We start from the raw sequence: 24216 nt of genomic DNA on the forward strand, positions 1-24216 counted from the left end.
CGTGTTTCGTTTCGAATCTAGTTTTCAGAGAACGATCTCTGAATGTAAGCTAAGCTATGCGTTTGGTGGCGATGGCGGAGGGGTTCCACACGTACCCATCCCGAACACGACCGTTAAGCCCTCTAGCGCCGATGGTACTTGGACCGCAGGGTCCTGGGAGAGTAGGACGCCGCCAAGCAACAGGAAGACACACTTGATGATATCGAGTGTGTCTTTTTTATTTTAATCCTAAATACTTATATAAATCTTAACAGCCCTGGTAAATAACCAAGGCTGTTTACTATTTCATTATTTATGAGCATGTTAAATAACTTTAAAAGGATCATTTCTTCTCTATCATCAATTTAAGTACAACATCTGTCTATACTTTCATTTGGTTGCAAGCCTCCCCAAGGATTGTAAGGGAGTTCTGCAATGCATGCTGGGTTTCCGAATCAATGATGACGCCTTGTTTGTTCATTTTCAATGTAATATGAGGAATGGTTAAACAGCCCTCCTGTAGAACTTGTGCATTAATCATGTTTAGTGTGAACAATAAGGAAGCATGGGCTTTGTCACCTCCCATGGGGCTTGGGGAAGCAGCAATGACAATGGTGGGTTTATTGAGCCATTCTCCAGAAGATACAACCCAATCTAGTGCGTTTTTTAAGACCCCAGGAACGCCGTTTCCATACTCTGGCGTGCAGATAAGGACACCGTCCGAATGCTTAAGTTGGGCTCTCAAGTTCTGTACGGACACTGGACCCTCCTCGACATCGAGGTCAGGGTTAAAATGCGGCAGATCATTTAATCCATCATATACTTCAAACTTAAGGTTAGTGTGAGCCAGTTTAATCATGGCGTGCATTAGTAACGTATTGGAGGACTGATTGCGCAGACTTCCGGAAATGGCAAGGATATTTAATTCTTTTTTCATGAATATAGATCAACTCTATTCTTTAGTAATGTAGGGCAATTTGTTTATTTTCCTCCTGTGGGAATGAGCTGTCTATAGAAAACGCATTTAATTAAGGCATTCTTCATGTTAGTCAGGCGATATCCACAATTCTTCATCAAAAATGCATGCCATCGTTTGTATTACTCTGGGTAATACAATGAAGAGATCACTTAAAATAGACAACTAACGAAAAAATCATCATAAATATTTTATAAAATTAGTACCAAGTACTAAGACTAAGTGCTATAATGGTAAAAAACAAGTGAGGTGACTACCGGTATGAATCATCAATCAAAGGCAACCATCACGGCAATGGGGACGTATGTACCGGATCGAATATTAACGAATGCTGATCTGGAGAAATTAGTCGAGACAAGTGACGAATGGATTGTGCAACGTACAGGCATGAGAGAACGGCGAATTGCAGCTGAAGATCAATTTGTATCTGACCTGGCTACGAAGGCTGTAGAAGATATGATACGTCGTTATGATGTAAGTGTAGAAGATGTGGATATGATCCTAGTGGCTACAAGTACACCTGAATATGCTTTCCCAAGTACGGCATCCAGGGTACAGGCTAACCTTAAGATCCCACACACAGGCGTACTGGATTTAAATGCTGCATGTGCAGGCTTTACCTATGGGTTGCAGCTAGCTGACAGTCTAGTAACCAGTGGAATGTACCGTAAAGTACTGGTTATAGGAGCAGAGACATTATCCAAAATTACGGATTACACAGACCGCACGACTTGTGTACTGTTTGGTGATGGAGCGGGGGCCTTCTTGGTGGAGCGATCATCGGGTGCTGAAGGTGACTTTATGGCAGCCATATCAGGTACACATGGAGAAGGCGGTGTACATCTCTATAAGACTGGCTTGTCTTCTGAGATGAATGGTGTGCCTTTACAGGGCGAAGGTTGTTTAGTTCAGAATGGGCGAGAGATTTATAAGTGGGCTGTACGAACGATTCCAGAGCAGCTGGTTAAACTTATAACGAAAGCTGAATTAAGCCCTGACCAGATTGACTGGTTTGTCCCGCATAGTGCCAACATGAGAATGATTGAAGCTGTTTGCGAACGTGGTCCGGTTCCTTTGGAACGTACTTTAACCAGTGTCGAGTATCGCGGGAACACATCTGCTGCTTCCATTCCGCTTGCTTTACAGCTTGCAGTGGATGAAGGGAAATTGAAAGAAGGACAGAGCATAGCTCTCTTTGGCTTTGGCGGTGGTCTGACGTACGCAGGTCTGGTGCTGAAATGGGGCGTGCCGGACAAGGTTCAGGAATGAGTAACATCGGACGGTATGCAACATAAAAATAAATAGAGAACATAAAAGAGACCACCCAAACTTCATGCTGTCATGAAGAAGGTGGTCTCTTTAGTGGGTTAACTCGTTTCAAAAAAGTGATATGATTGCAATTATTTTTTGTGTTAACCGGAATTGCTTAATCCCATACATATTTTACGGCGTAAGCTTAGGCGCTTGGCGGTGATGTGTGCCTTGTTCGTAGCTGTAAGCCAGCTTGATCAAGGTTCCTTCATCAAAAGCACGACCAAGGAATTCCATGCCTACTGGCAAACCATCAGTTGTGAAACCAGCAGGGACAGTAATCGCCGGGAAGCCGGAGAAAGGACTCAATCGGTTGTTACCACCGGAGTTTTGTCCTTCGCCAATAACACCAGCCGCTTGTGTGGACGTAGGATAGATGATGGCATCCAGGTTGTTGTCTGCCATAACTTTCAGCAGGGACTCACGTGTAACTTGGGTGCGTTTCAGGACGATGTCCTTGTATTCGGTAGTCTCCAACGTTTGGCGTGCATCCCGAGTCTTCATGGATTGCTCCTGAGATTTGTCGAACTCTCCGGAAGCGATGATCTCGGACAGACTGTGATATGGAGCGTCTGCACCCAATGAGTCCAGATAGTCATTCAGTTGGAACTTGAATTCATATCCGCTGAGACTTGGGTATTTGTTGATCTCAGTCAAGTTCGGGATGGAAATGGGAACTGCGGTAGCGCCCAGTGTCTTCAGTTCTTCCACAGCGGTGTTGATCACGTCAGCAACGGCTTTTTCTTCAGCTTTGGTACTTGGGATGAGTTCTATGGCCACACCGATGCGTGCACCTTTCAGTCCGTTTACATCCAGGAAGTCTGTATAGTTGGAAGGGATTTTTCCAACCGCGTAAGCTGTAGCGACATCCTTTTTATCATATCCGGCTGTAGCATCCAACATGATTGCAGCGTCACTAACCGTACGAGCCATAGGTCCACCAACATCCTGTGTCAAAGCCAATGGGATAATGCCTTCACGACTGGACAGTCCGATGGTTGGACGGATACCCACAAGGCTGTTGAAGCTGGAAGGGATACGGATCGAACCGCCAGTGTCTGTACCCATACCGGCTGCGGCAAAGTTAGATGCAATGGCTGCGCCTGTTCCACCGCTTGAGCCACCTGGATAATGGTCCAGGGCGTAAGGGTTCAGTGTTTGTCCACCTAATGAGCTGGATGTCGTGATGCCAAATGCGAATTCATGCAGGTTTGTTTTGCCCAAAATAATGGCGCCAGCTGCTTTGAGTTTCTTCACTTGTTCAGCATCATGAGCTGGAATGGAATCTTTCAGACAGATACAGCCTGCGGTTGTCGGCATGTCATTGGTATCGAAATTGTCTTTCACCAAAACCGGAACGCCATGCAGAGGCCCGCGGGCACCTTGGGCTGCACGTTCTTCATCCAATTGCTCCGCAATTTGGAGTGCATCCGGGTTCAGCGTTAATACGGCGTTGATACTTACACCTTGATCATCGTATTTTTCAATGCGGTCCAGATATTTCTGAACCAGCTCTTTTGATGTCAGTTTTCCTTGCGTCATTGCAGTCTGGAGATCCATGATGGTTGCTTCCTCCAGGACAAACGGTTTTATGTAGTTATAAATGCGGTCTTTCAGTATGGAGAGGTCATTCTCGGTAAGTACAGCGTTTGGAAGGAAGAGGGAATCGGTATAACCTTTCATTAGCCCAGCAGTATTCAATGCACCAACAGCACCTGCGAAAGTGGCTTCATCCGGGACATCCTTGAATGATTCGGTAGTCGAATCCAGCTTGAGCCATTGTTGCAAGGCGACCGCAGCATCTTTACGTTGTACGGTTGTGCCGGAGAGCTTGTCCATGGTAAAAGGAACACCTGCAAGTGTAGCCGCTTCTTCCATAGCCTGAACAAATGCTGCCGGAGTAGCAGGCGCTTTTCCTTTGGATACAGCTGCTACTGTTGTTTTACTCGTAGGCGTTGCCGTTGCAGCTGATGCCGAAGGTACCGTTCCTCCCCATGTTGTGGCAACAACAGCACCTGCCAGTAACAAAGCCCCACTTTTTTTCAATACAGATCCATGATAAGTCATGCATCCACGCTCCCTTCCTGTGTCTCATTGATGTGTGTAGCAGCGATTCTGTTTCTATGCTTTTGACACATTGTATAGTTATGTCAGGTAATCTTACAAGGTTTATATTTATCCAAAAAAACGTATACATCAATACTTTACAGTGTTAATACTTATTCATGCTTCTGATTCCGTGTACTCAGGAAAACTATCAAACGAATTAATGTAATTAAAAGTGACATGAATACGACATATTGTTTAAACATGAGGTTACAGAATGCAAGTAGATTGGGAAAGGGAGAAGACAGAGCATACCTTTACCGTGAAATGATATAATGAAAAGATAGGAATAGAAGAGACATAAGGCATTACAGAGAGGAAGAGATATGAAGTGAAGACATTGGTACTCGCAGAAAAACCATCTGTAGCACGCGAAATAGCCAGAGTTATGGGTGCGCGTGATAAACATAAAAGTTATATGGAAGGCCCGAAATATATCGTTACCTGGGCGCTTGGACATCTGGTTGGATTAGCTGAACCCGAGGATTACGACAAAAAGTATGCAACATGGAATCTGGAGGACCTGCCCATTCTGCCAGATCGTACGAAATTGAAAGTACTTAAAGAGACCAACCATCAATATAAAGCCGTGCAGCAGTTGATGAAACGTCAGGATGTAGGCGAACTGGTCATTGCGACCGATGCAGCACGTGAGGGAGAATTGCTGGCTCGTTGGATCATGCAGATGGCGGGGTGGAAAAAAACTTTTAAACGCCTGTGGATTTCATCCCAGACAGATAAGGCGATCAAAGACGGATTTGCTTCGCTGAAGCCAGGCAGTCAGTTCGACCGCCTCTATGAATCTGCACGTTGCCGGGCGGAGGCTGACTGGATGATCGGACTTAACGTGACCCGTGCATTAACCGTTCGTTTCAATGCCCAGTTGTCTGCTGGACGTGTACAAACTCCGACCTTGGGCATGATTATGGACAGGGAAAATGAAATTAACGGTTTCCGCTCGCAGGAGTATGAGACGTTAACGGCAGACATGGGAGGTTTTCAGGCTGTGTGGCGGGCAGCTGGAGGAGATTCACGAATTTTCGACCCTCAAGAAACACAAGAATTGAAGAAACGGGTAGATGGGCGCAAGGGCACGATTGCCCAAGTGAAGAAAAGCGAGAAGGTTGAGCCGCATCCACTGGCATATGATCTGACGGAACTACAACGGGATGCCAACCGGAAGTATGGTTTCTCTGCAAAGCAAACATCAAATGTCCTGCAACGTCTGTATGAACAGCACAAGCTTGTGACGTATCCGCGTACGGACAGTCGATACCTCACTTCGGACATGACAGCTACGTTGAAAGAACGGCTGGATAGTGTAGCCATTGGACCTTATGCGTCTTTGGCACGTCCTTTGCTGCGCAAAAATCTGGATATCACCAAACGTATTGTGGATGACAGCAAAGTTACGGATCACCATGCGATTATCCCAACGGAGCAGACGGTACTTTTGAATCAATTGAATCCAGAGGAACGCAAACTGTACGATCTGATCGTACGTCGTTTTATCAGCCTATTCTATCCGGCAGCGAAGTACGATTCGGTTGCGATCACGGTTCAGGTGGGGAATGACTCCTTCCATGTTAAAGGTACAACGGTGAAAGAAAGTGGATGGCGTGAAGTATACGGCGGCGATTACAGCGATGATGACGATGACCGTACTGATGATGCAGCAGACCATGAGCGTGCACTTTTGCCAGATGTGCAGCAAGGGCAGTCCGTGACGGTTCAGCGTTGCCATATTAAAAGTGGACGGACGATGCCGCCCAAACGGTATACCGAAGCTGCTTTGCTTTCCCAGATGGAAAAGCATGGACTCGGCACTCCAGCTACACGTGCGGATATTATCGAGAAGCTGGTCAGTTCCGATACAATAGATCGTCAAGGCAACAGCATGCATCCAACCGGTAAAGGGAAACAGTTGATTGAACTGGCTGCCCCGCAGCTTCGTTCACCGGATCTGACTGCCCGCTGGGAAGCTGAACTGGAACGCATCGCTCGTGGGCAAGGGAAACCGGGGCCGTTTCTGGATAGTATCCGATCCATGGCGAAAGAGCTGGTGTCTACGGTAAAAGGCAGCAAAGCAGAGTACAAGCCGCATAATGTGTCCAATAGCCATTGCCCGGACTGTAACGCACGGTTGCTGGAGAAGAAGGGCAAGCGCGGCAAGTTTCTTGTATGTCCTACCGAGGACTGCGGGTATCGTCGTTCGGCAGAGAAGAGACTCTCCAACCGTCGTTGTGCGCAGTGCCACAAAAAGATGGAAATCAAGGAAGGCAAGGCTGGGTTATACGTACAATGTCTACCTTGTGGTATTACAGAAACGTTGGATAAGGATAAACAGCATGTGAACAAACGCGATCAGCAAAAGCTGGTGAAACAATATGCTAAGCAGGAGTCCATCGGTTCCAATCTGGGTGAACTGCTGAAGGCGGCTATGGAGAAAAAGGGAGAGTAACACGCTTGAGGGTAGTTGAAGTCGTATAAGATCCTCCGTTTTCAGGCAACGTAAGCCAAGGAGGTGATACCTACATGCCGCATAATAAACCAGAGAAAATTCATAACCAGCAAAACAAAGACAGTATACGGGAAGAGAGTATCGCTGTGCGCCCGGACAAAGCAGCCAAAAGAGCACCAAGCCTGAACGGTATTCCAAAGCAGGAGTCCTAGGTTAGAGCGAGGTTAGCGTTATTACACAAAATTGCGGTTCCCTATCCGGTGCGTTGAACATGTCTCTGATGAGGACTATAATGGAGACAGGGAGATGTCCCGGGACAGGGGGATCGCTAGAATTATATGCAAACCGGACTTATATTGTGGTTTTTATTTATTAATGTAGTTGGTTATCTGGTGATGTCGGATGATAAGAGGCGTGCGCAACAGCGTCGTGACCGTACACCCGAACGGACGTTATTCTTATTAGCATTTATAGGCGGTGCTTTGGGAGTCTGGATCGCGATGTATCGGAAAAGACATAAGACTAAACATCCCAGCTTCACCATTGGCATTCCATTGTTGTTATTCTTGAATGCGGTAATCTATGGTTACTTTATTCAATGAACACATGGAACAAATGCGTAACCATTCGAACAAGACTTACGCTGAAGTGAAAGGTGTATCATTAATTCGTCTGATATGTAAATTCATTCGTATAAATGGTTCATTGTGGCTTTGGAACGTTTAAGGAGTTACATGGTTCTGTTATTTAACTGTTAGTTTATTACATGTCAGACCGAAGCTTGCTTCGCGTGCTCTACATATAAAGGAAGGGACGGGATTCACATGTTATTTTCCAAAATATTAGTGGCTTATGATGGTTCCAAAGCTTCAAATAAAGCACTTGATCGTGCGATTGAGCTAGCTAAAGTGTCCCCAAATGCAGTACTGGATGTCATTCATGCTTTTGATTTCCCGCGTGTATTCATCGGTGAGGGGCTGGCTCCATTGCCACCTTCACTTAATAATGACTATTACAATCTGGCGGTACAGACGACAGATGAAGCGAAAGAACGGATTCAGGCTGCGGGTGTAACGGCCAATGTGGACCTGATTCAAGGAGCAGCTGCGGAAGTATTGCTTGATTTTGCCAAAGAAAATGATTCTGATATCATTATTATTGGTAGCCGCGGACTGGGTGGAATTCGGGAATTTGTTCTGGGTAGTGTCAGTCACAATGTGGTGCAGCATGCGCGGGTTCCAGTACTGATCGTAAAATAATGGATGAAGTGTGTGAACACACTAAAAGCAGGAAGCCGGTTGTCTTCGAGAGATTGAAGAGGAGCCGGCTTTCTTTTATGGGATGAAATGGATGGTTAAACGAATTTAAAGTAGCAATTCCCGAACATTATATTTGTCAATATGTTAAATGTTCGTCTTTAAGTTGACATTAGCTGTAGGGGATTGTTAGAATGTTAGATGTGTCGATCAGGTAAGAATAAGGTCGAGTAGGAACGAAATGTGTAATAAGAGATTACTAAAATGAACGAAGATAGTTTGACAGATATTTGCTCGTATAACGCCGGGAATAGGGCCCGGAAGTATCTACCCGGGAACCGTAAATTTCCGGACTACGAGGAGATACGGCTGAGAGTCGCATGCAACCAGATGCGGACAGCAAGCCCCCTTTTGGCATGCCCAAATGAGGGATACGTATTTCTTGGAGTCCGGTGTCCGGAGAAAATGTGATGTTTTCGCGGGTAGCGGATTTTTTCATTTCACACGTAATAAGAGTCCCTTAATAGTCAGATGTAATCAAAAAAGCGCAGACGGGAGTTGGATGTATTCATGTCACTGCAAGTCGCTGTAATTATGGGCAGCAAGTCGGATTGGGAAACGATGAAACATGCGTGCGAGGTGCTGGACGAACTGGAGATTGGGTATGAGAAAAAGGTGGTCTCCGCCCATCGTACACCGGATCTGATGTTTGAATACGCAGAGCAAGCAATTGATCGAGGATTCAAGGTGATCATTGCAGGCGCAGGCGGGGCAGCACATCTACCCGGTATGGTTGCCGCCAAAACGATGCTTCCAGTCATTGGCGTACCGGTTCAATCCAAAGCATTGAACGGTCTCGATTCCTTGTTGTCCATTGTTCAGATGCCTGGTGGTATTCCTGTCGCAACTGTGGCGATTGGCAAGGCGGGGGCAACGAATGCAGGATTGCTGGCAGCTCAAATGATCGGTGCTTTTGACTCGGATGTCCAACGTCGCTCTGAAGCTCGCCGAGAGCGCATCAAACAAGAAGTACTCGAAAGCAGTGAAGAACTATGAGTAGTACAGGGAACCAATCCGGTATAGCAGGAGAGCTGAAAAATGTCCTGCTGCCGGGGAAGACAACCATCGGCATTCTAGGGGGCGGACAGCTCGGACGTATGATGACGCTCGCAGGAACGGCAATGGGGTATCGATTCGTTACTCTTGATCCCGCTGCGGATGCGCCTTGTGGTCAAGTTGCTCGTCAGATTGAAGCTGGTTATGACGATGCCAAAGCTGCACTTGAACTGGCTCGGCAATGCGATGTCATTACGTATGAATTCGAAAATGTGGATGCAGAAGTCGCTGGGCTGCTCGAGCGTGAGTCTTACGTTCCACAAGGAAGTGCGTTACTGTACACCACACAACATCGGTTGCGTGAAAAACGTGCGATCGAAGCTGCTGGAGTAAGAGTCGCGCCTTATCGTGAGATCACAAGTGTGGATACGATGCTTGCTGCTGTTAGCGAACTTGGAGTGCCGTGTGTACTGAAGACGGTGACTGGAGGCTACGATGGCAAAGGTCAACGGGTCATCCGGGAAGCAAGTCAGGCTGTTGCCGCATATGAAGAACTTGCAGCTACTGGTGCGGAACTGGTGCTGGAACAATTCATCAAGTTTGAATGCGAGATTTCGGTCGTTGTAGCGCGTAGTACAAATGGGGAGATCAAAACGTTCCCGCCAGCGGAGAACATTCATGTGAATAACATTTTGCATGCTTCAATTGTACCGGCTAGAGTTGCTGCAGACATCCAGATTGAAGCACAGAAACTGGCAGCAGCGGTGGCAGAATCGATGAAGGCTGTTGGGCTACTGGCTGTGGAACTGTTTGTAGCGGCGGATGGAAGACTGTACGTTAACGAACTGGCACCAAGACCGCATAATTCTGGTCACTATACGATGGAAGCTTGTGCGACTTCTCAGTTCGAACAACATATCCGTGCGATCTGCGGATTACCACTCGGGGACACCTCGTTATTGAGTCCAGTTGTTATGGTCAATGTGCTTGGAGAACATCTGGAAGGCATTATCGCCAGAACAGGGCAACCTGATGCAGAAGCGATAGAGCTCGGTGTGATTCCCAAGCTTCATATATATGGTAAAACCGAAGCAAAAACAGGACGGAAGATGGGGCATGTGAATCTGCTCTGTCAGGATGTTGAAGAAGGATTGCAATGGATTGAACAAACTAACCTCTGGAGGAATACAAATTCATGATTGAACGTTATAGCAGACCCGAAATGAGAGCCATCTGGACCGAAGAAAACAAATTCCAATCGTGGCTGGAAGTTGAAATTTGTGCATGTGAGGCGTGGGCCGAACTGGGTGTAATCCCTAAGGAAGAAGCAGCATTGCTTCGTCAGAACGCATCTTTTGATATCGATCGCATCTATGAGATTGAAAAGGAAACACGTCATGACGTTATCGCATTTACACGTACGGTATCTGAAAGTCTGGGTGCAGAGCGGAAATGGGTGCACTACGGACTGACTTCCACAGATGTCGTGGATACGGCTCTGGGTTATGTACTGCGTCAAGCGAATGAGATTTTGGAAAAGGATATCGTGAACTTCATTGAAATTCTTCGTGAAAAAGCACTGGCATATCAGCATACACCTATGATGGGACGTACGCACGGCGTGCATGCGGAGCCAACAACATTTGGACTGAAAATGGCGTTGTGGCATGAAGAGATGAAACGGAACCTGGAGCGTTTCCGCCATGCAGCAGACAATGTACAATACGGCAAAATCTCAGGCGCAGTTGGAACATATGCGAACATCGATCCGTTTGTCGAAGAGTTTGTCTGCGAGAAGCTGGGCACGAAACCTGCGCCGATCTCGACTCAAACATTGCAACGTGACCGTCATGCGGAATATATGGCTACACTGGCGTTGATCGCAACGTCCCTGGACAAGTTTGCTACAGAGGTACGTGCACTGCAGAAGAGTGAATTCCGTGAAGTGGAAGAAGCTTTTGCAAAAGGTCAAAAAGGATCTTCCGCGATGCCGCACAAGCGTAACCCGATCGGTAGTGAAAACATCTCCGGTCTGTCCCGCGTCATTCGCGGACATATGGTATCGGCATACGAGAACGTAACACTTTGGCATGAACGCGACATCTCACATTCTTCCGTAGAACGTATCATTCTGCCGGATGCAACGATGCTGCTGAACTACATGCTGAACCGTTTTGGTAACATCGTGAAGAACCTGACAGTATTCCCTGAAAACATGAAACGCAACATGGAGCGCACCTACGGGGTACCATTCTCCGGTCGTATCATGACAAAGCTGATCGACAAAGGTTTCAGCCGCGAGCAAGCATACGATACCGTTCAACCACGTGCGATGCAAGCATGGGAAGAACAACGTCAGTTCCAGGATATCGTGAAATCCACACTGGAAATCACGGAAGTGCTGAACGAAGAAGAAATCGCAGATGCGTTCAATCCATCATGGCACCTGAAGCACGTTGACACCATCTTCAAAAAGCTTGGTTTGAACGACTAATATATTAAGGTTTTGAATTATTCTACTCTCTAAAAGTATAGGTTGATTATGTGTTCACGCTGGAACGGAGAAGGCAGAAAAAACCTGAAGAAGCAAAGCGCTCGCCTTTATCACCGGATTTCCCCCTTGAGAAAGGGGATCAGAAAAATCTGGGGATAACAGCGATCGGAAGGTTGTTCTGCATTCGGAGTGGCCCCGCGTGAAGAGGGGAATTGGACGTATACTTTACATCTCCTGAAAGAAGGTGAGCCCATGGCACTGTCCACTGCGGCAGATCTCGTTAAAGCACCTCTGTTATATAAAGGAAAAGTACGTGAATTATACGATCTGGGTGAACATTTTCTGATCGTGGTTACGGACCGAATCTCGGCATTTGATTACGTGCTGGACCCGGCAGTTCCCGAGAAAGGAAACGTACTGAATAAACTCAGCAGCTTTTGGTTCGAACTGACGGGTGACATGATGGAGAATCACGTCGTTCATACCGATGTGAATCAACTGGGTGATCTCATCACAGACCCTGAATTGCTCAAAGACCGCATCATGGTAACCCGCAAAGCAGAACGCATTGATATTGAATGTGTCGTGCGTGGATACATCACGGGTGGGGGATGGAGACAATACGAGACGAGTGGTGAAGTGAATGGCATTAAACTGCCTGATGGACTTCGCAAAAACGCCAAGCTCGAAGTTCCTATTTTCACACCGGCAGCCAAAAACGATGTGGGTCACGATGAGGACATCCCAATGGATCGCATGAAAGAACTGGTGGGAGACGCACTCGCAGTTGAGCTTCAGGAAAAAAGCCTACGACTGTACGAATTCGCACGTGATTACTGTGATCAGCGTGGCATCATTCTGGCAGATTGCAAATTCGAGTTCGGCATCGTGGATGGCACGGTCATCCTGATTGACGAAATCTTCACCCCAGATGCTTCACGCTTCTGGGCCAAAGAGAATTATGAACTCGACATCGAGATCGACAGTATGGATAAAGAGCCAGTGCGCACCTATCTCGCCGGAACCGATTGGGACAAGAACAGCAAACCTGATCCACTTCCACAAGAGGTAGTAGAGACAACAACCGCAAGATACGTCGATATTTATAACCGTTTAACGAAATAATAACGTTTGAGCGAGAGGCTATGGGAAAGTTTGGCTTTCGATCGCTGTTGCCCCCGGAATGTTTTGATTGGAATCCTTTTTTCAAAAGGAAACATTCCGGTTGCAAAGGCGAGCACTTCGTTTCTCTAGCTCAAATCTTTCCCTCCGCCAGTGTTCAAACTGGTGGGTGAGGCAATTAAGAGCGGTGGCTTCCCACAGGTAGGGGAAGCCTGAAAAATTAAGAGAATTAAATTCACTAATTACTAAAGTAACTTAAAGACCATTCACTGTTTTGAAGGAATGGTCAGGCTAGACCATTAAACACCGTGCAACGTAAAAGGTTTAGGCCTTTAAAAAACGTCGCATGGACTAGCGGAGGGACGGAATTGTTCTTAAAGGAGCGATAGCGTTCGCCTTTGTCCCCGGGTTTTGACCGCAGAGCGGGCCAAAACAATCCAAAAAACCTGGGGACAACAAGCGACCGGAAAGAACAATCCGCCCCGGAGCAAGCTCCACACCCCATTTTTAACAGCATAAAGCATTTATCCCGTTCATTACTGAGGAGGAACATAAGGATCATGATCAAAGCAACCGTATATGTCACTATTAAGCAAAGCGTACTCGACCCGCAAGGCGTAGCTGTTCAAGGAGCCCTGCATTCTATGGGATTCAACGAAGTGGAAAGTGTACGGATCGGTAAAGTCATGGAATTGAACCTGGATACAACAGATCGTGCGGAAGCGGAGAAACGATTGAAAGTCATGTGTGAAAAGTTGCTGGCCAACACCGTTGTTGAAGATTACCGCTACGAATTGGAGGGTTAATCTCATGAAATTTGCAGTTCTTGTGTTCCCTGGCTCCAACTGCGACATCGACTGTTATAAGGCAGTGGAAGATGCCATTGGGCAAGAGGTTGATTATGTATGGCACACGGCTACAGATCTATCGGCTTATGATTGTATTTTAGTTCCGGGTGGTTTCTCTTATGGTGACTACTTGCGTTGCGGAGCGATTTCCCGCTTTGCACCGGTAATGAACGAGGTAGCGAAGGCTGCTGAACAAGGTAAATATATTCTTGGTATTTGCAACGGATTCCAGATCCTGACGGAAGCGGGATTGCTTCCAGGTGCATTGATCCGTAACACTTCCCTGAAATTCCGTTGTCACGATACGGTATTGAAAGTGGCAAACGCAGATACACCATTTACACGTGACTATGCACCGGGCGAAGAGATTATCATCCCGATTGCTCACGGTGAAGGAAACTATTATTGCGACGAGGAGACGCTCGCGAGTCTGCAAGCGAACAACCAGATCGTATTTACGTATGGTACCAACCCGAACGGTTCCCTGGGTGACATTGCAGGAGTATGTAACGAGGCTGGAAACGTGGTCGGCATGATGCCGCATCCAGAGCGTGCAGTGGATTCACTGTTTGGTTCGGAAGACGGCAAACGTATGTTTACATCTATTTTGAAAGCATGGAGGGATCGGCATGACGCAGCAGCTATCCGCTAAGGAACCAACAGCAGAACAGGTCGCAGAACATAAACTTTACGCACAAATGGGCGTATCTGACAGCGAGTATGAGCTGATCTGTGAGTTCATGGGGCGTAAGCCAAACTACACGGAAATTGGTGTGTTCAGTGTAATGTGGTCCGAGCATTGTGCTTATAAAAACTCCAAGCCATTACTGCGCCGTTTCCCAACCACTGGACCACGTGTCCTGATGGGACCTGGTGAAGGTGCCGGTATCGTCGATATCGGTGATAACCAGGCCGTTGTATTCAAAATTGAAAGCCATAACCATCCTTCCGCGGTTGAGCCATATCAAGGTGCGGCAACAGGTGTGGGAGGCATTATTCGTGATATTTTCTCCATGGGTGCAAGGCCGGTAGCCATACTGAACTCCCTTCGTTTCGGTAAGCTGGAGAGTGATCGCGTTAAATATTTGTTCGAACATGTGGTAGCGGGTATTGCTGGATACGGTAACTGTATCGGTATTCCTACCGTTGGTGGCGAAGTGATGTTTGATGAGAGCTATGAAGGCAATCCACTGGTTAACGCCATGTGTGTGGGTCTGATTGATCATGACAAGATTCAGCGCGGCGTAGCTAAAGGTGTAGGTAACCCTGTGTATTATGTTGGTCCGCCAACAGGCCGTGATGGAATTCATGGAGCAACCTTTGCATCGGTTGAATTGACGGAAGAATCCGAGTCCCAACGGACAGCCGTTCAGGTCGGTGACCCGTTTATGGAGAAACTGGTGATGGAATCTTGTCTGGAATTGATCGACACGGGAATCGTGCTGGGAATTCAAGATATGGGTGCCGCTGGTCTGACATGTTCGAGTGCAGAGATGGCAAGTAAAGCGGGTAACGGTCTGGAACTGTATCTGGATCAGGTACCACAGCGTGAAGAAGGCATGACACCTTACGAGATGATGTTGTCTGAGTCCCAAGAACGGATGTTGTTCGTTGTTGAGCCGAAGGACGAGGCGCAGGCGATGGAAATCTTTGAACGTTGGGGCGTAATCTGTGCCAAAGTTGGTAAAGTAACGGATGACGGTCGTCTGAAATTGATCCACCACGGCGAAGTGGTCGGAGATATGCCAGTAACGGCACTGGTTGACGAATGTCCAGTGTATGACAAACCTTCTTCTGTACCTGCATACTACGAGCAAAGTGCTTCCATCGACACGCTTCGTTACGACGAAGTGTCGGATCTCGGCGGAGCGTTGAAACAAGTATTGGCTTCACCAACAGTAGCTAGTAAAAAATGGGTGTATGATCAATACGACTACATGGTGCGTACAAGCACTGCCGTTCGCCCAGGTTCGGATGCAGCCGTAGTTACGATTCGTGGCACACGCAAAGGTCTCGCGATGACAACGGACTGTAATGGACGTTATGTGTACCTTGATCCTGAAGTTGGTGGACGGATTGCCGTAAGTGAAGCAGCGCGTAACATTGTATGTTCCGGTGCTGAGCCGCTGGCGATTACGGACAACCTGAACTTCGGTAACCCGGAGAAACCGGATATTTTCTGGCAAATGGAGAAAGCGGTAGACGGTATGGCGGAAGCTTGTCGTGTGCTGGATACACCGGTCATCGGTGGTAACGTAAGTCTGTATAACGAAAACGCCAAAGGCTCCATCTATCCAACGCCAGTTGTCGGTATGGTAGGTCTCGTTCATGATACGGATCATATCACGACGCAAGCATTCAAATCCGAAGGTGATGTTATCATCCTCCTCGGCGAAACAAAAGCTGAACTGGGTGGTAGCGAGCTGCAATACGCGGTTCATGGTCAGACGGAAGGTCGTCCACCAGAACTGAACTTGCAAACAGAAAAAGCGTTGCTCAGCACGGTGCTGGAAGCTATTCAATCCGGTCTCGTTCGCTCTGCACATGACTTGTCTGAAGGCGGCTTGGCTGTTGCACTCGCAGAGTCTTGCATCAGTGGTAACGTAGGAGCACAGGTGAATGTGGAGACTGCATTGCGTGCAGATCACGCCCTATTCAGTGAGAGCCAATCCCGTATCTTGTTGTCGGCTACGCCAGAGCAAGCGGGTAAACTTGAAGCATTTGTACGTGAGCGTGGTGTACCCGTAGCTGTGATTGGACGTGTAGAAGGAAGTAACCTGACGATTGAATTGAACGGAACATCAGCCGTGAGCGAACCTGTAGGAGGTTTGGCTCAGGTCTGGGAGGATGCGATTCCATGTCTCATGAACTGACGACAGGACCGTTGTGGACAGGCGATTATTATAATGAAGGGTCCGGCAAGGAAGGACTCGACAAATTGAAAGAAGAATGCGGCGTGTTCGGGGTGTTCAGACACCCTGACGCAGCTTCGCTCTCCTATTATGGACTGCATGCGCTGCAACATCGGGGCGAAGAAAGTGCAGGCATGTGTGTGAGTGATGGCAGCCAGTTTAACTATCATCGCGGCATGGGTCTGGTGAAGGAAGTATTCACCAAAGACCTGATGCAGACGTTGACCGGGGATATTTCCATTGGACATGTCCGGTATTCAACAAGTGGAGACAGTAAATTGACAAACGCACAGCCATTGGTATTTAAATACCGTGATGGCGATTTGGCAGTAGCAACCAACGGAAACATTGTGAATGCACCAACGATCCGGCGTGAGCTGGAGCAGAGCGGTTCCATTTTCCAAACAACAAGTGATACTGAGGTCATTGCGCATCTAATTGCACGATCCTCCAAAGGGCTTGTGGAAGCGGCAAAAGAGGCGTTCCAGCGCATTGTGGGTGGTTATGCATTTCTGATCATGACCAATGACAAACTGCTCGTGGCTTCCGATCCGCACGGACTTCGTCCGCTGACGATGGGTAAGCTGGGAGATGCGTATTTGTTTGCATCTGAGACGTGTGCACTGGAAACAATCGGCGCAGAGCTAATCCGTGACATTGAACCGGGTGAACTGCTTGTGCTGGATGCAGATGGTCTGCACGAGGATCGCTTTGATCATCACAAACACCGCAAGGCATTATGCGCGATGGAATATATTTATTTTGCTCGTCCGGATAGTGATATGAATGGTACGAACCAGCATGCGGCCCGTAAACGGATGGGAAGCCGGATGGCGATTGAGTCGTTTGTGGATGCGGACTTGGTTACGGGGGTACCAGATTCCAGCATCTCGGCGGCCATTGGATATGCTGAACAGACAGGTATTCCGTATGAAATGGGTATGATCAAGAATAAATACACTGGACGTACGTTTATCCAGCCAAGCCAGGAATTGCGGGAGCAGGGCGTGAAGATGAAGTTGAGCGCTGTGCGTCGCGTTGTGGAAGGCAAACGTGTGGTCATGATTGACGACTCCATCGTACGGGGAACAACTTCCCGACGGATCGTGAACATGCTACGTGATGCAGGAGCAACGGAAGTACATGTACGGATTACATCACCACCTTTCAAAAACCCGTGTTTCTACGGTATTGATACGCCTGACAGCCGTGAATTAATTGCTTCACAGTTGTCGGTGGAAGAAATTTGCCGTGAAATTAATGCTGACTCCCTAGAGTTCCTCAGTCCGGATGGACTGATTGCATCGATTCAGGGAGATAATCAGGATGATCCGAAGGGCGGACTATGTCTCGCATGTTTTGATCATGATTACCCAACCCGCCTCGATTTTGGCGGCGAGGAAAAATTCGGTTGCAGCTGTTAGCCCTTAAGCCCCGCCTTGCGGAGCAACAGGGGCTAGGCAGCCAGGCGAAGCAGCTGCCCCGGGCCAAGCCCACGCCCTTAAGCCCCGCTTTGCGGAGCAACAGGGGCTCAGGCAACCAGGCGAAGCAGCTGCCCCCGGGCCTAGCCCGAGCCCTTAAGCCCCGCCTTGCGGAGCAACAGGGGCTCAGGCAACCAGGCGAAGCAGCTGCCCCCGGGCCTAGCCCGAGCCCTTAAGCCCCGCCTTGCGGAGCAACAGGGGCCAGGCAGCCAGGCGAAGCAGCTGCCCCCGGGCCTAGCCCGAGCCCTTAAGCCCCGCCTTGCGGAGCAACAGGGGCTAGGCAGCCGAGCGAAGCAGCTGCCCCCGGGCCTAGCCCGAGCCCTCAAGCCCCGCTTTGCGGTGCAACAGGGGCTAGGCAGCCAAGCGAAGCAGCTGCCCCCGGGCCTAGCCCGAGCCCTTAAGCCCCGCCTTGCGGAGCAACAGGGGCCAGGGCAGCTAGGCGAAGCAGCTGCCCAGCGGGCTTGCCCGCAGCGTAGCTGAGCGGGGTTCGCCGACCGATGGCTTGCAGCCAACGGAATCGGCGAACAATCCCGCGAGATCACGCACGAACCAACCATAGCAAGATCACACCAGCCACCTCTGCACCGCTTTTTTGGCGGGTGTCCAGAGGGCCTGCCAAGGTCCTATGGGGTCCTCCCGGGCGGGAGGATTTAGGTGGGGCGAAAAAAAAGGAGATGATTCCACTTGTCTGAAGCATATAAAAAGGCCGGCGTTGATATCGCGGCAGGTAATGAAGCGGTTGAACGGATGAAAAAACACGTGAAGCGTACCTTCCGTCCGGAAGTGATGACTGATCTGGGTGGATTCGGTGCCCTGTTCGGTTTGAACAAAGATAAATACGATGAGCCGGTGCTTGTATCCGGTACAGACGGCGTAGGCACCAAGCTGAAAATTGCATTTGCCATGGACCGTCACGATACCATCGGAATCGACGCGGTAGCGATGTGTGTGAACGACATTGTGGTACAGGGTGCAGAACCACTCTTCTTCCTCGACTATCTGGCATGTGACAAAGTCATTCCTGAGAAAATTGAAGCTATTGTCGCGGGTATCGCTGAAGGGTGTCATCAATCTGGTTGTGCGTTGATCGGTGGCGAGACGGCGGAGATGCCGGGCATGTACAGTGAAGGCGAATACGATATTGCCGGATTCACGGTGGGGATCGTGGACAAAGCGAAGATCATCAATGGTACAACCATCGTCCCTGGCGACACAGTGATTGGACTTGCTTCCAGCGGTGTGCATAGTAACGGATTCTCGCTGGTACGCAGACTTTTGTTGGAAGATGCGGGACTTGATCTGCATGATGAAGTAGCGGAACTGGGTGGTAAGCTGGGAGATTCACTGTTGGAACCTACAAAGATCTATGTTAAACCCCTGTTGTCCTTGCTGGAAAAGGTAAAAGTAAAAGGTATGGCTCACATTACAGGTGGTGGTTTCATCGAGAATATCCCACGTATGTTGCCTAGCAACGTGAATGTGGATATTGACTACGGCTCTTGGCCGATCCTGCCAATCTTCAACCTGTTACAGGAAAAGGGTGCTGTTTCGAACCGTGACATGTTCACCACATTTAACATGGGTGTTGGGCTTATACTGGTCGTTAATGAAGCAGATGCATCGGAAGCGCTGCAACAACTGAAAGCATCTGGTGAAGAAGCGTACATCATTGGACGTGTTACTGAAGGAGATGCGCGAGTAACCTTCACGGGAGCGGATGTTTAATGGCGAACTACCGCATAGCTGTATTTGCCTCGGGTGAAGGGACTAACTTTCAGTCATTGGTCGATGCAGTACGGAATGGTGGGCTGAATGCATCCGTTGATCTGCTCGTGTGTGATAAACCATCTGCACGTGTTGTGCAGCGGGCACAGGACGCAGGCGTGGAATGTCATCTGTTTACTCCGAAAAATTATGCTTCCCGTGAAGCCTATGAGTCAGAGATCGTGGAAGTGCTTGAATCCAAAAAGATCGACCTGGTCGTTCTTGCCGGATATATGAGATTGCTGACTTCCGTTGTGGTGGATCGTTACGCAGGGCGGTTGATTAACATTCATCCGTCCTTGCTACCGGCATTTGCAGGTAAGGATGCGATTGGACAGGCATTGGAATACGGCGTGAAAGTTACGGGCGTGACCGTGCATTTTGTGGACGGAGGCATGGATACCGGACCGATTATTGCCCAGCATCCGGTTCCCATTTTGCCAGAGGATACGCCTGAGTCAATCAGCCGTTCCATTCATGCGGCTGAACAGCAGTTATACCCTGAAGTTGTTTCCTGGTTCGCGCAAGGTCTGGTTCAGTTAGACGGACGTCACGTGACTGTTAACAAACCGGTTTGATATAAGTTGAATTTTTTTACACATTAACGGAGAGGACAGAAAAAACCTGAAAAAGCGAAGCTAAAAGCTTTCTGAAAGAAAGCTGCATCGGAAGCATACGCTTCGCCTTTATCACCGGATTTTCCCTTTAAGAAAAGGGAATCAAAAAATCTGGGGATAACAGCGATTGGAAGGTTGTTCTGTCATCGGAGTGTCCCGTGTAAACATCTTGGTTCAACTTCTATAACAGAAGTCGAATATTGGTACGCATTTTGTGATATTTCTCGGGAAATAAATCGGCTGTGTTTCGTCAGGAAACGCGAAGCCATGGGACATTAAAGGAGGAGCATATTGTGAGTATCAAAAGAGCGCTGGTTAGCGTATCGGATAAAACGGGCATCGTGGACTTTTGCCGCGAGCTGTCGCAAATGGGTGTGGAGATTATTTCGACAGGAGGTACAAGCAGCCTGTTGTCGAAGGAAGGCGTACCTGTCATCGGAATTTCGGATGTGACCGGATTCCCCGAAATCATGGACGGACGTGTCAAAACATTGCATCCGGCAGTTCATAGTGGGTTGTTGGCTGTGCGTGATAACGAAGAGCACACACGCCAGATGGAAGAACTCGGTCTCGGCTATATCGATCTTGTTGTCGTGAACCTGTATCCATTCCAAGAGACTATTGCGAAACCGGACGTAGCATACGAAGATGCCATCGAGAACATCGATATTGGCGGTCCAACGATGCTTCGCTCGGCAGCCAAAAACCATACCTTTGTCAGTGTCGTTGTAGACGCATCTGATTACAGCCAAGTGCTGGAGGAAGTGCGCAACGATGGAGATACCACTCTCGAAACTCGCAAACGGCTTGCGGCAAAAGTGTTCCGTCATACGGCGGCTTACGATGCACTCATCTCCGACTACCTGTCCAACGTAAATGGCGATCCATTGCCAGAGCGTCTAACGGTTACTTACGAAAAACTCCAAGATTTGCGTTACGGCGAAAATCCACACCAGCAGGCGGCATTCTACCGCAAACCGCTGGCTGCTCAAGATACGTTGACAACAGCCGAGCAATTGCACGGCAAAGAGTTGTCTTATAATAACATCAACGATGCGAACGCAGCATTGCAGATTGTCAAAGAATTTGAAGAACCGGCAGTTGTGGCGGTTAAACATATGAACCCATGCGGCGTAGGTATTGGCGCAAGTATCTATGAAGCCTACAGCAAGGCATATGCTGCAGATCCAACGTCTATCTTTGGTGGCATTGTGGCAGCGAACCGCATTATCGACAGCGACACAGCAGGCAAATTGAGCGAGATTTTCCTGGAAATCGTACTTGCTCCTGACTTTACACAAGAGGCTCTCGATATCCTGACGAAGAAGAAAAACATTCGTTTGCTCAAAACGGGTGAACTGAATGCTGCTCGTAAACGGGAGAGCCAATTCGTGGTAACGTCCATCGACGGTGGTATGATCGTGCAACAGTCCGATGTACACTCCATCGAAGCGAGCGAGCTGAACGTGGTAACCGATCGTGCGCCATCGGAAGAAGAACTGAAACAGCTATTGTTTGGCTGGAAAGTAGTTAAACACGTGAAATCCAACGCTATTGTGCTTGCTGCGAATGACATGACAGTGGGTGTGGGCGCTGGACAAATGAATCGTGTGGGTGCAGCCAAAATTGCGATTGAACAAGCGGGCGAGCAAGCAAAAGGTGCTATTCTGGCATCTGATGCGTTCTTCCCAATGGGTGATACGCTGGAACTGGCAGCAAAAGCCGGAATTACAGCGGTAATTCAACCGGGTGGTTCGATCAAAGATGAAGAATCCATCAAAGTAGCGAATGAATACGGAATTGCCATGGTCTTCACAGGCGTTCGTCACTTCAAACACTAGAACGAAAAAGGTTTAATAAGGGGTGTCGCCAGTCATACTTATGACTTATGGTACACCCCCTCTTTTTTAGTTTTTTCAACACGCGATAGCGTAACGAATCCAGTTATGCACGGAGGGGGAACAGAACGAATGGATATTCTGGTAGTAGGCGGCGGTGGCCGAGAGCATGCAATCATCTGGGCACTGGCGAAGAGTCCAAAGGTAGACAAGATTCACTGTGCACCGGGAAATGCAGGCATTGCTCAGCTGGCTGAGTGTCATGCCATTGCGGTGAATGAATTCGATAAACTAACGGCTCTTGCTGTAGAGCTTAAAGTAGGTCTGGTGGTTATTGGTCCGGATGATCCGCTTGCGGATGGGATTGTGGATGCATTTGATTCGACAGGTATTCCGGTATTCGGACCCCGTCGTAATGCAGCAGAGATCGAAGGAAGTAAAACGTTCATGAAGGACCTGCTGCACAAATACAACATTCCAACCGCAGCCTATGAAAAATTCGACAACTACGAACAAGCTCAAGCATACCTGAATGAGCAAGCAATTCCGGTTGTCATCAAGGCAGATGGACTGGCAGCGGGCAAAGGTGTGACCGTAGCTTATTCGCGTGAAGAGGCTGATCAGGCACTTCGCAGTATCATGGTGGACAAAGTATTTGGTGAAGCGGGAGCCAAAGTCATCATCGAGGAATTCCTCGCAGGGCAGGAAATGTCCATTCTGGCTTTTGTTGATGGGGAGACGGTTCGCCCGATGGCGGCGGCACAGGATCACAAACCTGTATTCGACAATGATCAGGGGCCAAACACAGGCGGTATGGGTACATACTCACCATTACCACATATCCCTGCTTCTATTATTGAGGAAGCCGTGGAGACGATCATCAAACCAACGGCCAAAGCGATGGTTTCCGAGGGACGCCCATTCCAGGGGGTATTATTTGCCGGACTGATGATCTCGCCAGATGGTAAGCCCAAAACGATTGAGTTCAACGCACGTTTTGGTGATCCGGAAACACAGGTCGTATTGCCACGCCTAAAGAGTGACTTGTTCGATATCTTCTGGGCAACCGTCCATGGAAAGCTGGCTGATATTGAGATTGAATGGAGTGATGAAGCCGCAGTATGTGTGGTGCTTGCTTCAGGAGGTTATCCGGGTCCTTATGCCAAAGGTGTAGTCATTGAAGGACTGAACCAAGTAGATGACGCCGTGGTATTCCACGCAGGTACAGCGCGTAGTGAAGCGGGAGACTGGGTTACGAATGGTGGACGGATCCTGGGTGTAGTTGGCCTTGGTGCGGATATTGCCGAAGCTAGAAACAAAGCTTATCAACAGGCGGAGCGTATCCATTTTGATGGTAAACATCAGCGAGCGGATATTGCTGCCAAAGCACTCGTATAGAATGAGTATAAGAGCCCGTAAAGATGTATACCGGAAAGGTATTTGCATCTTGCGGGCTCTTTGCTACGTATATAGATGTATCTTGTGCATACGGCCGGACTTGTTTTATACGGGAAAGAATATGGGGAAGATTCAAAACGGGATTAAATCAGGGAGATCCGGCATGTTTAATGCCCTAAAGTAAGGGGTAGTATTTTTATAAATTGGACTATACTAAACATGTGAACAATATCACATTACGAGGTAATATCAATCATATTATATAAAGTACGTAACATACATAGAGACTAATTTGTGAACATTATACTGTAAGCTTGTGGCAAACCATAACGTGCAACTGGATGGTTGAGCGGGAAACATGGTATACTTTTCGGAAACAGGAATGAGTACGAGGGGAGGTGGATATCTATTGGGTAGGCGATATTGTAAATTGTCCAAATGGCGAATCTAGGTGGAGTTAAGCGAGGAACAATTGACAGCATGAGGGGTAACCCGATTTGAATGAAGAAGTTTCTGCAAGTCATTGACTTCATCTTGAATTCCTGTTTTGTAATTTTACAAGGTCAAACGTAAGACTTATACAAAAGATATCATTGA

General features: G+C 48.2%; 19 protein-coding genes, 1 rRNA gene and 1 riboswitch. Of the genes, 18 read left to right on the forward strand and 2 right to left on the reverse strand.

The features are described 5' to 3' along the window. Nucleotides 1-61 precede the first annotated feature (61 nt). Nucleotides 62-178 (forward strand): 5S ribosomal RNA (gene rrf / locus MKY95_RS03825). Nucleotides 179-361: 183 nt separating this feature from the next. Here the strand turns inward: rrf and MKY95_RS03830 are convergent. Next, nucleotides 362-916 (reverse strand): NADPH-dependent FMN reductase, encoded by a 555-nt coding sequence (locus tag MKY95_RS03830; protein WP_339196935.1) that lies wholly within the window; start codon nucleotides 914-916, stop codon nucleotides 362-364. Between the two features lie 300 nt (nucleotides 917-1216). Between MKY95_RS03830 and MKY95_RS03835 the strand changes: the two genes are divergently transcribed. After that, on the forward strand, nucleotides 1217-2224 hold the full coding sequence (locus tag MKY95_RS03835; RefSeq protein ID WP_339196938.1) for a ketoacyl-ACP synthase III: 1008 nt from the start codon (nucleotides 1217-1219) through the stop codon (nucleotides 2222-2224). Nucleotides 2225-2398: 174 nt separating this feature from the next. On the opposite strand, the gene MKY95_RS03840 is transcribed toward MKY95_RS03835, so the two are convergent. Beyond that, the gene (locus tag MKY95_RS03840; RefSeq protein ID WP_339196941.1) at nucleotides 2399-4333 is read right to left on the reverse strand and encodes an amidase family protein; all 1935 of its coding nucleotides are present in this window, start codon (nucleotides 4331-4333) and stop codon (nucleotides 2399-2401) included. 370 nt (nucleotides 4334-4703) lie between these two features. Between MKY95_RS03840 and MKY95_RS03845 the strand changes: the two genes are divergently transcribed. The 16 genes from MKY95_RS03845 to purD all read left to right on the forward strand — a co-directional run bounded on the left by MKY95_RS03845 (nucleotide 4704) and on the right by purD (nucleotide 23619). Beyond that, nucleotides 4704-6833 carry a DNA topoisomerase III gene (locus MKY95_RS03845; RefSeq protein ID WP_339196942.1) on the forward strand — a complete coding sequence of 710 codons (2130 nt, stop codon included), beginning with the start codon at nucleotides 4704-4706 and terminating at the stop codon, nucleotides 6831-6833. Nucleotides 6834-6907: 74 nt separating this feature from the next. Beyond that, nucleotides 6908-7045 carry a hypothetical protein gene (locus tag MKY95_RS03850; RefSeq protein WP_017690703.1) on the forward strand — a complete coding sequence of 46 codons (138 nt, stop codon included), beginning with the start codon at nucleotides 6908-6910 and terminating at the stop codon, nucleotides 7043-7045. Between the two features lie 126 nt (nucleotides 7046-7171). Further along, nucleotides 7172-7435 carry a DUF1294 domain-containing protein gene (locus tag MKY95_RS03855; protein WP_017690702.1) on the forward strand — a complete coding sequence of 88 codons (264 nt, stop codon included), beginning with the start codon at nucleotides 7172-7174 and terminating at the stop codon, nucleotides 7433-7435. A 222-nt stretch (nucleotides 7436-7657) separates the two neighbouring features. After that, nucleotides 7658-8092: a universal stress protein gene (locus MKY95_RS03860; RefSeq protein WP_017690701.1), complete on the forward strand. Its 435-nt coding sequence runs from the start codon at nucleotides 7658-7660 to the stop codon at nucleotides 8090-8092. A 271-nt stretch (nucleotides 8093-8363) separates the two neighbouring features. Next, nucleotides 8364-8465, forward strand: a riboswitch (purine riboswitch). A gap of 194 nt (nucleotides 8466-8659) precedes the next feature. Beyond that, on the forward strand, nucleotides 8660-9145 hold the full coding sequence (gene purE, locus MKY95_RS03865; RefSeq protein ID WP_076320045.1) for a 5-(carboxyamino)imidazole ribonucleotide mutase: 486 nt from the start codon (nucleotides 8660-8662) through the stop codon (nucleotides 9143-9145). Next, a complete protein-coding gene (gene purK / locus MKY95_RS03870; protein ID WP_076320044.1) occupies nucleotides 9142-10344 on the forward strand; it encodes a 5-(carboxyamino)imidazole ribonucleotide synthase in 1203 nt (400 codons plus the stop codon). Before purE ends, purK begins: the two co-directional genes overlap by 4 nt. Next, nucleotides 10341-11639 carry an adenylosuccinate lyase gene (gene purB / locus MKY95_RS03875; protein WP_076320043.1) on the forward strand — a complete coding sequence of 433 codons (1299 nt, stop codon included), beginning with the start codon at nucleotides 10341-10343 and terminating at the stop codon, nucleotides 11637-11639. Before purK ends, purB begins: the two co-directional genes overlap by 4 nt. A gap of 252 nt (nucleotides 11640-11891) precedes the next feature. Continuing rightward, nucleotides 11892-12764 (forward strand): phosphoribosylaminoimidazolesuccinocarboxamide synthase, encoded by an 873-nt coding sequence (locus MKY95_RS03880; protein ID WP_339196948.1) that lies wholly within the window; start codon nucleotides 11892-11894, stop codon nucleotides 12762-12764. A 557-nt stretch (nucleotides 12765-13321) separates the two neighbouring features. Further along, a complete protein-coding gene (purS, locus tag MKY95_RS03885) occupies nucleotides 13322-13567 on the forward strand; it encodes a phosphoribosylformylglycinamidine synthase subunit PurS (RefSeq protein WP_017690695.1) in 246 nt (81 codons plus the stop codon). 4 nt (nucleotides 13568-13571) lie between these two features. Next, nucleotides 13572-14261 (forward strand): phosphoribosylformylglycinamidine synthase subunit PurQ, encoded by a 690-nt coding sequence (gene purQ, locus MKY95_RS03890; RefSeq protein WP_036606071.1) that lies wholly within the window; start codon nucleotides 13572-13574, stop codon nucleotides 14259-14261. Next, nucleotides 14239-16482, forward strand: a complete 2244-nt coding sequence (gene purL, locus MKY95_RS03895) for a phosphoribosylformylglycinamidine synthase subunit PurL (RefSeq protein WP_100526311.1) — start codon at nucleotides 14239-14241, stop codon at nucleotides 16480-16482. Before purQ ends, purL begins: the two co-directional genes overlap by 23 nt. Beyond that, entirely contained in the window at nucleotides 16467-17945 is a 1479-nt protein-coding gene (purF, locus tag MKY95_RS03900; RefSeq protein WP_036606069.1) for an amidophosphoribosyltransferase, read from the forward strand. Before purL ends, purF begins: the two co-directional genes overlap by 16 nt. Nucleotides 17946-18686: 741 nt before the next feature. Then, nucleotides 18687-19727 (forward strand): phosphoribosylformylglycinamidine cyclo-ligase, encoded by a 1041-nt coding sequence (gene purM, locus MKY95_RS03905; protein ID WP_076320041.1) that lies wholly within the window; start codon nucleotides 18687-18689, stop codon nucleotides 19725-19727. Beyond that, nucleotides 19727-20344 carry a phosphoribosylglycinamide formyltransferase gene (gene purN, locus MKY95_RS03910; protein WP_036606067.1) on the forward strand — a complete coding sequence of 206 codons (618 nt, stop codon included), beginning with the start codon at nucleotides 19727-19729 and terminating at the stop codon, nucleotides 20342-20344. The genes purM and purN overlap by 1 nt, the downstream gene beginning before the upstream one ends. A gap of 332 nt (nucleotides 20345-20676) precedes the next feature. After that, entirely contained in the window at nucleotides 20677-22224 is a 1548-nt protein-coding gene (gene purH, locus MKY95_RS03915) for a bifunctional phosphoribosylaminoimidazolecarboxamide formyltransferase/IMP cyclohydrolase (protein WP_076320040.1), read from the forward strand. Between the two features lie 129 nt (nucleotides 22225-22353). Further along, nucleotides 22354-23619, forward strand: coding sequence for a phosphoribosylamine--glycine ligase (purD, locus tag MKY95_RS03920; protein ID WP_339196953.1), 1266 nt, complete (start codon nucleotides 22354-22356; stop codon nucleotides 23617-23619). The last annotated feature ends 597 nt before the right edge of the window (nucleotides 23620-24216 follow it).

This window comes from Paenibacillus sp. FSL P4-0176, from assembly GCF_037975265.1.
In the GTDB taxonomy this organism is placed as follows: domain Bacteria; phylum Bacillota; class Bacilli; order Paenibacillales; family Paenibacillaceae; genus Paenibacillus; species Paenibacillus amylolyticus.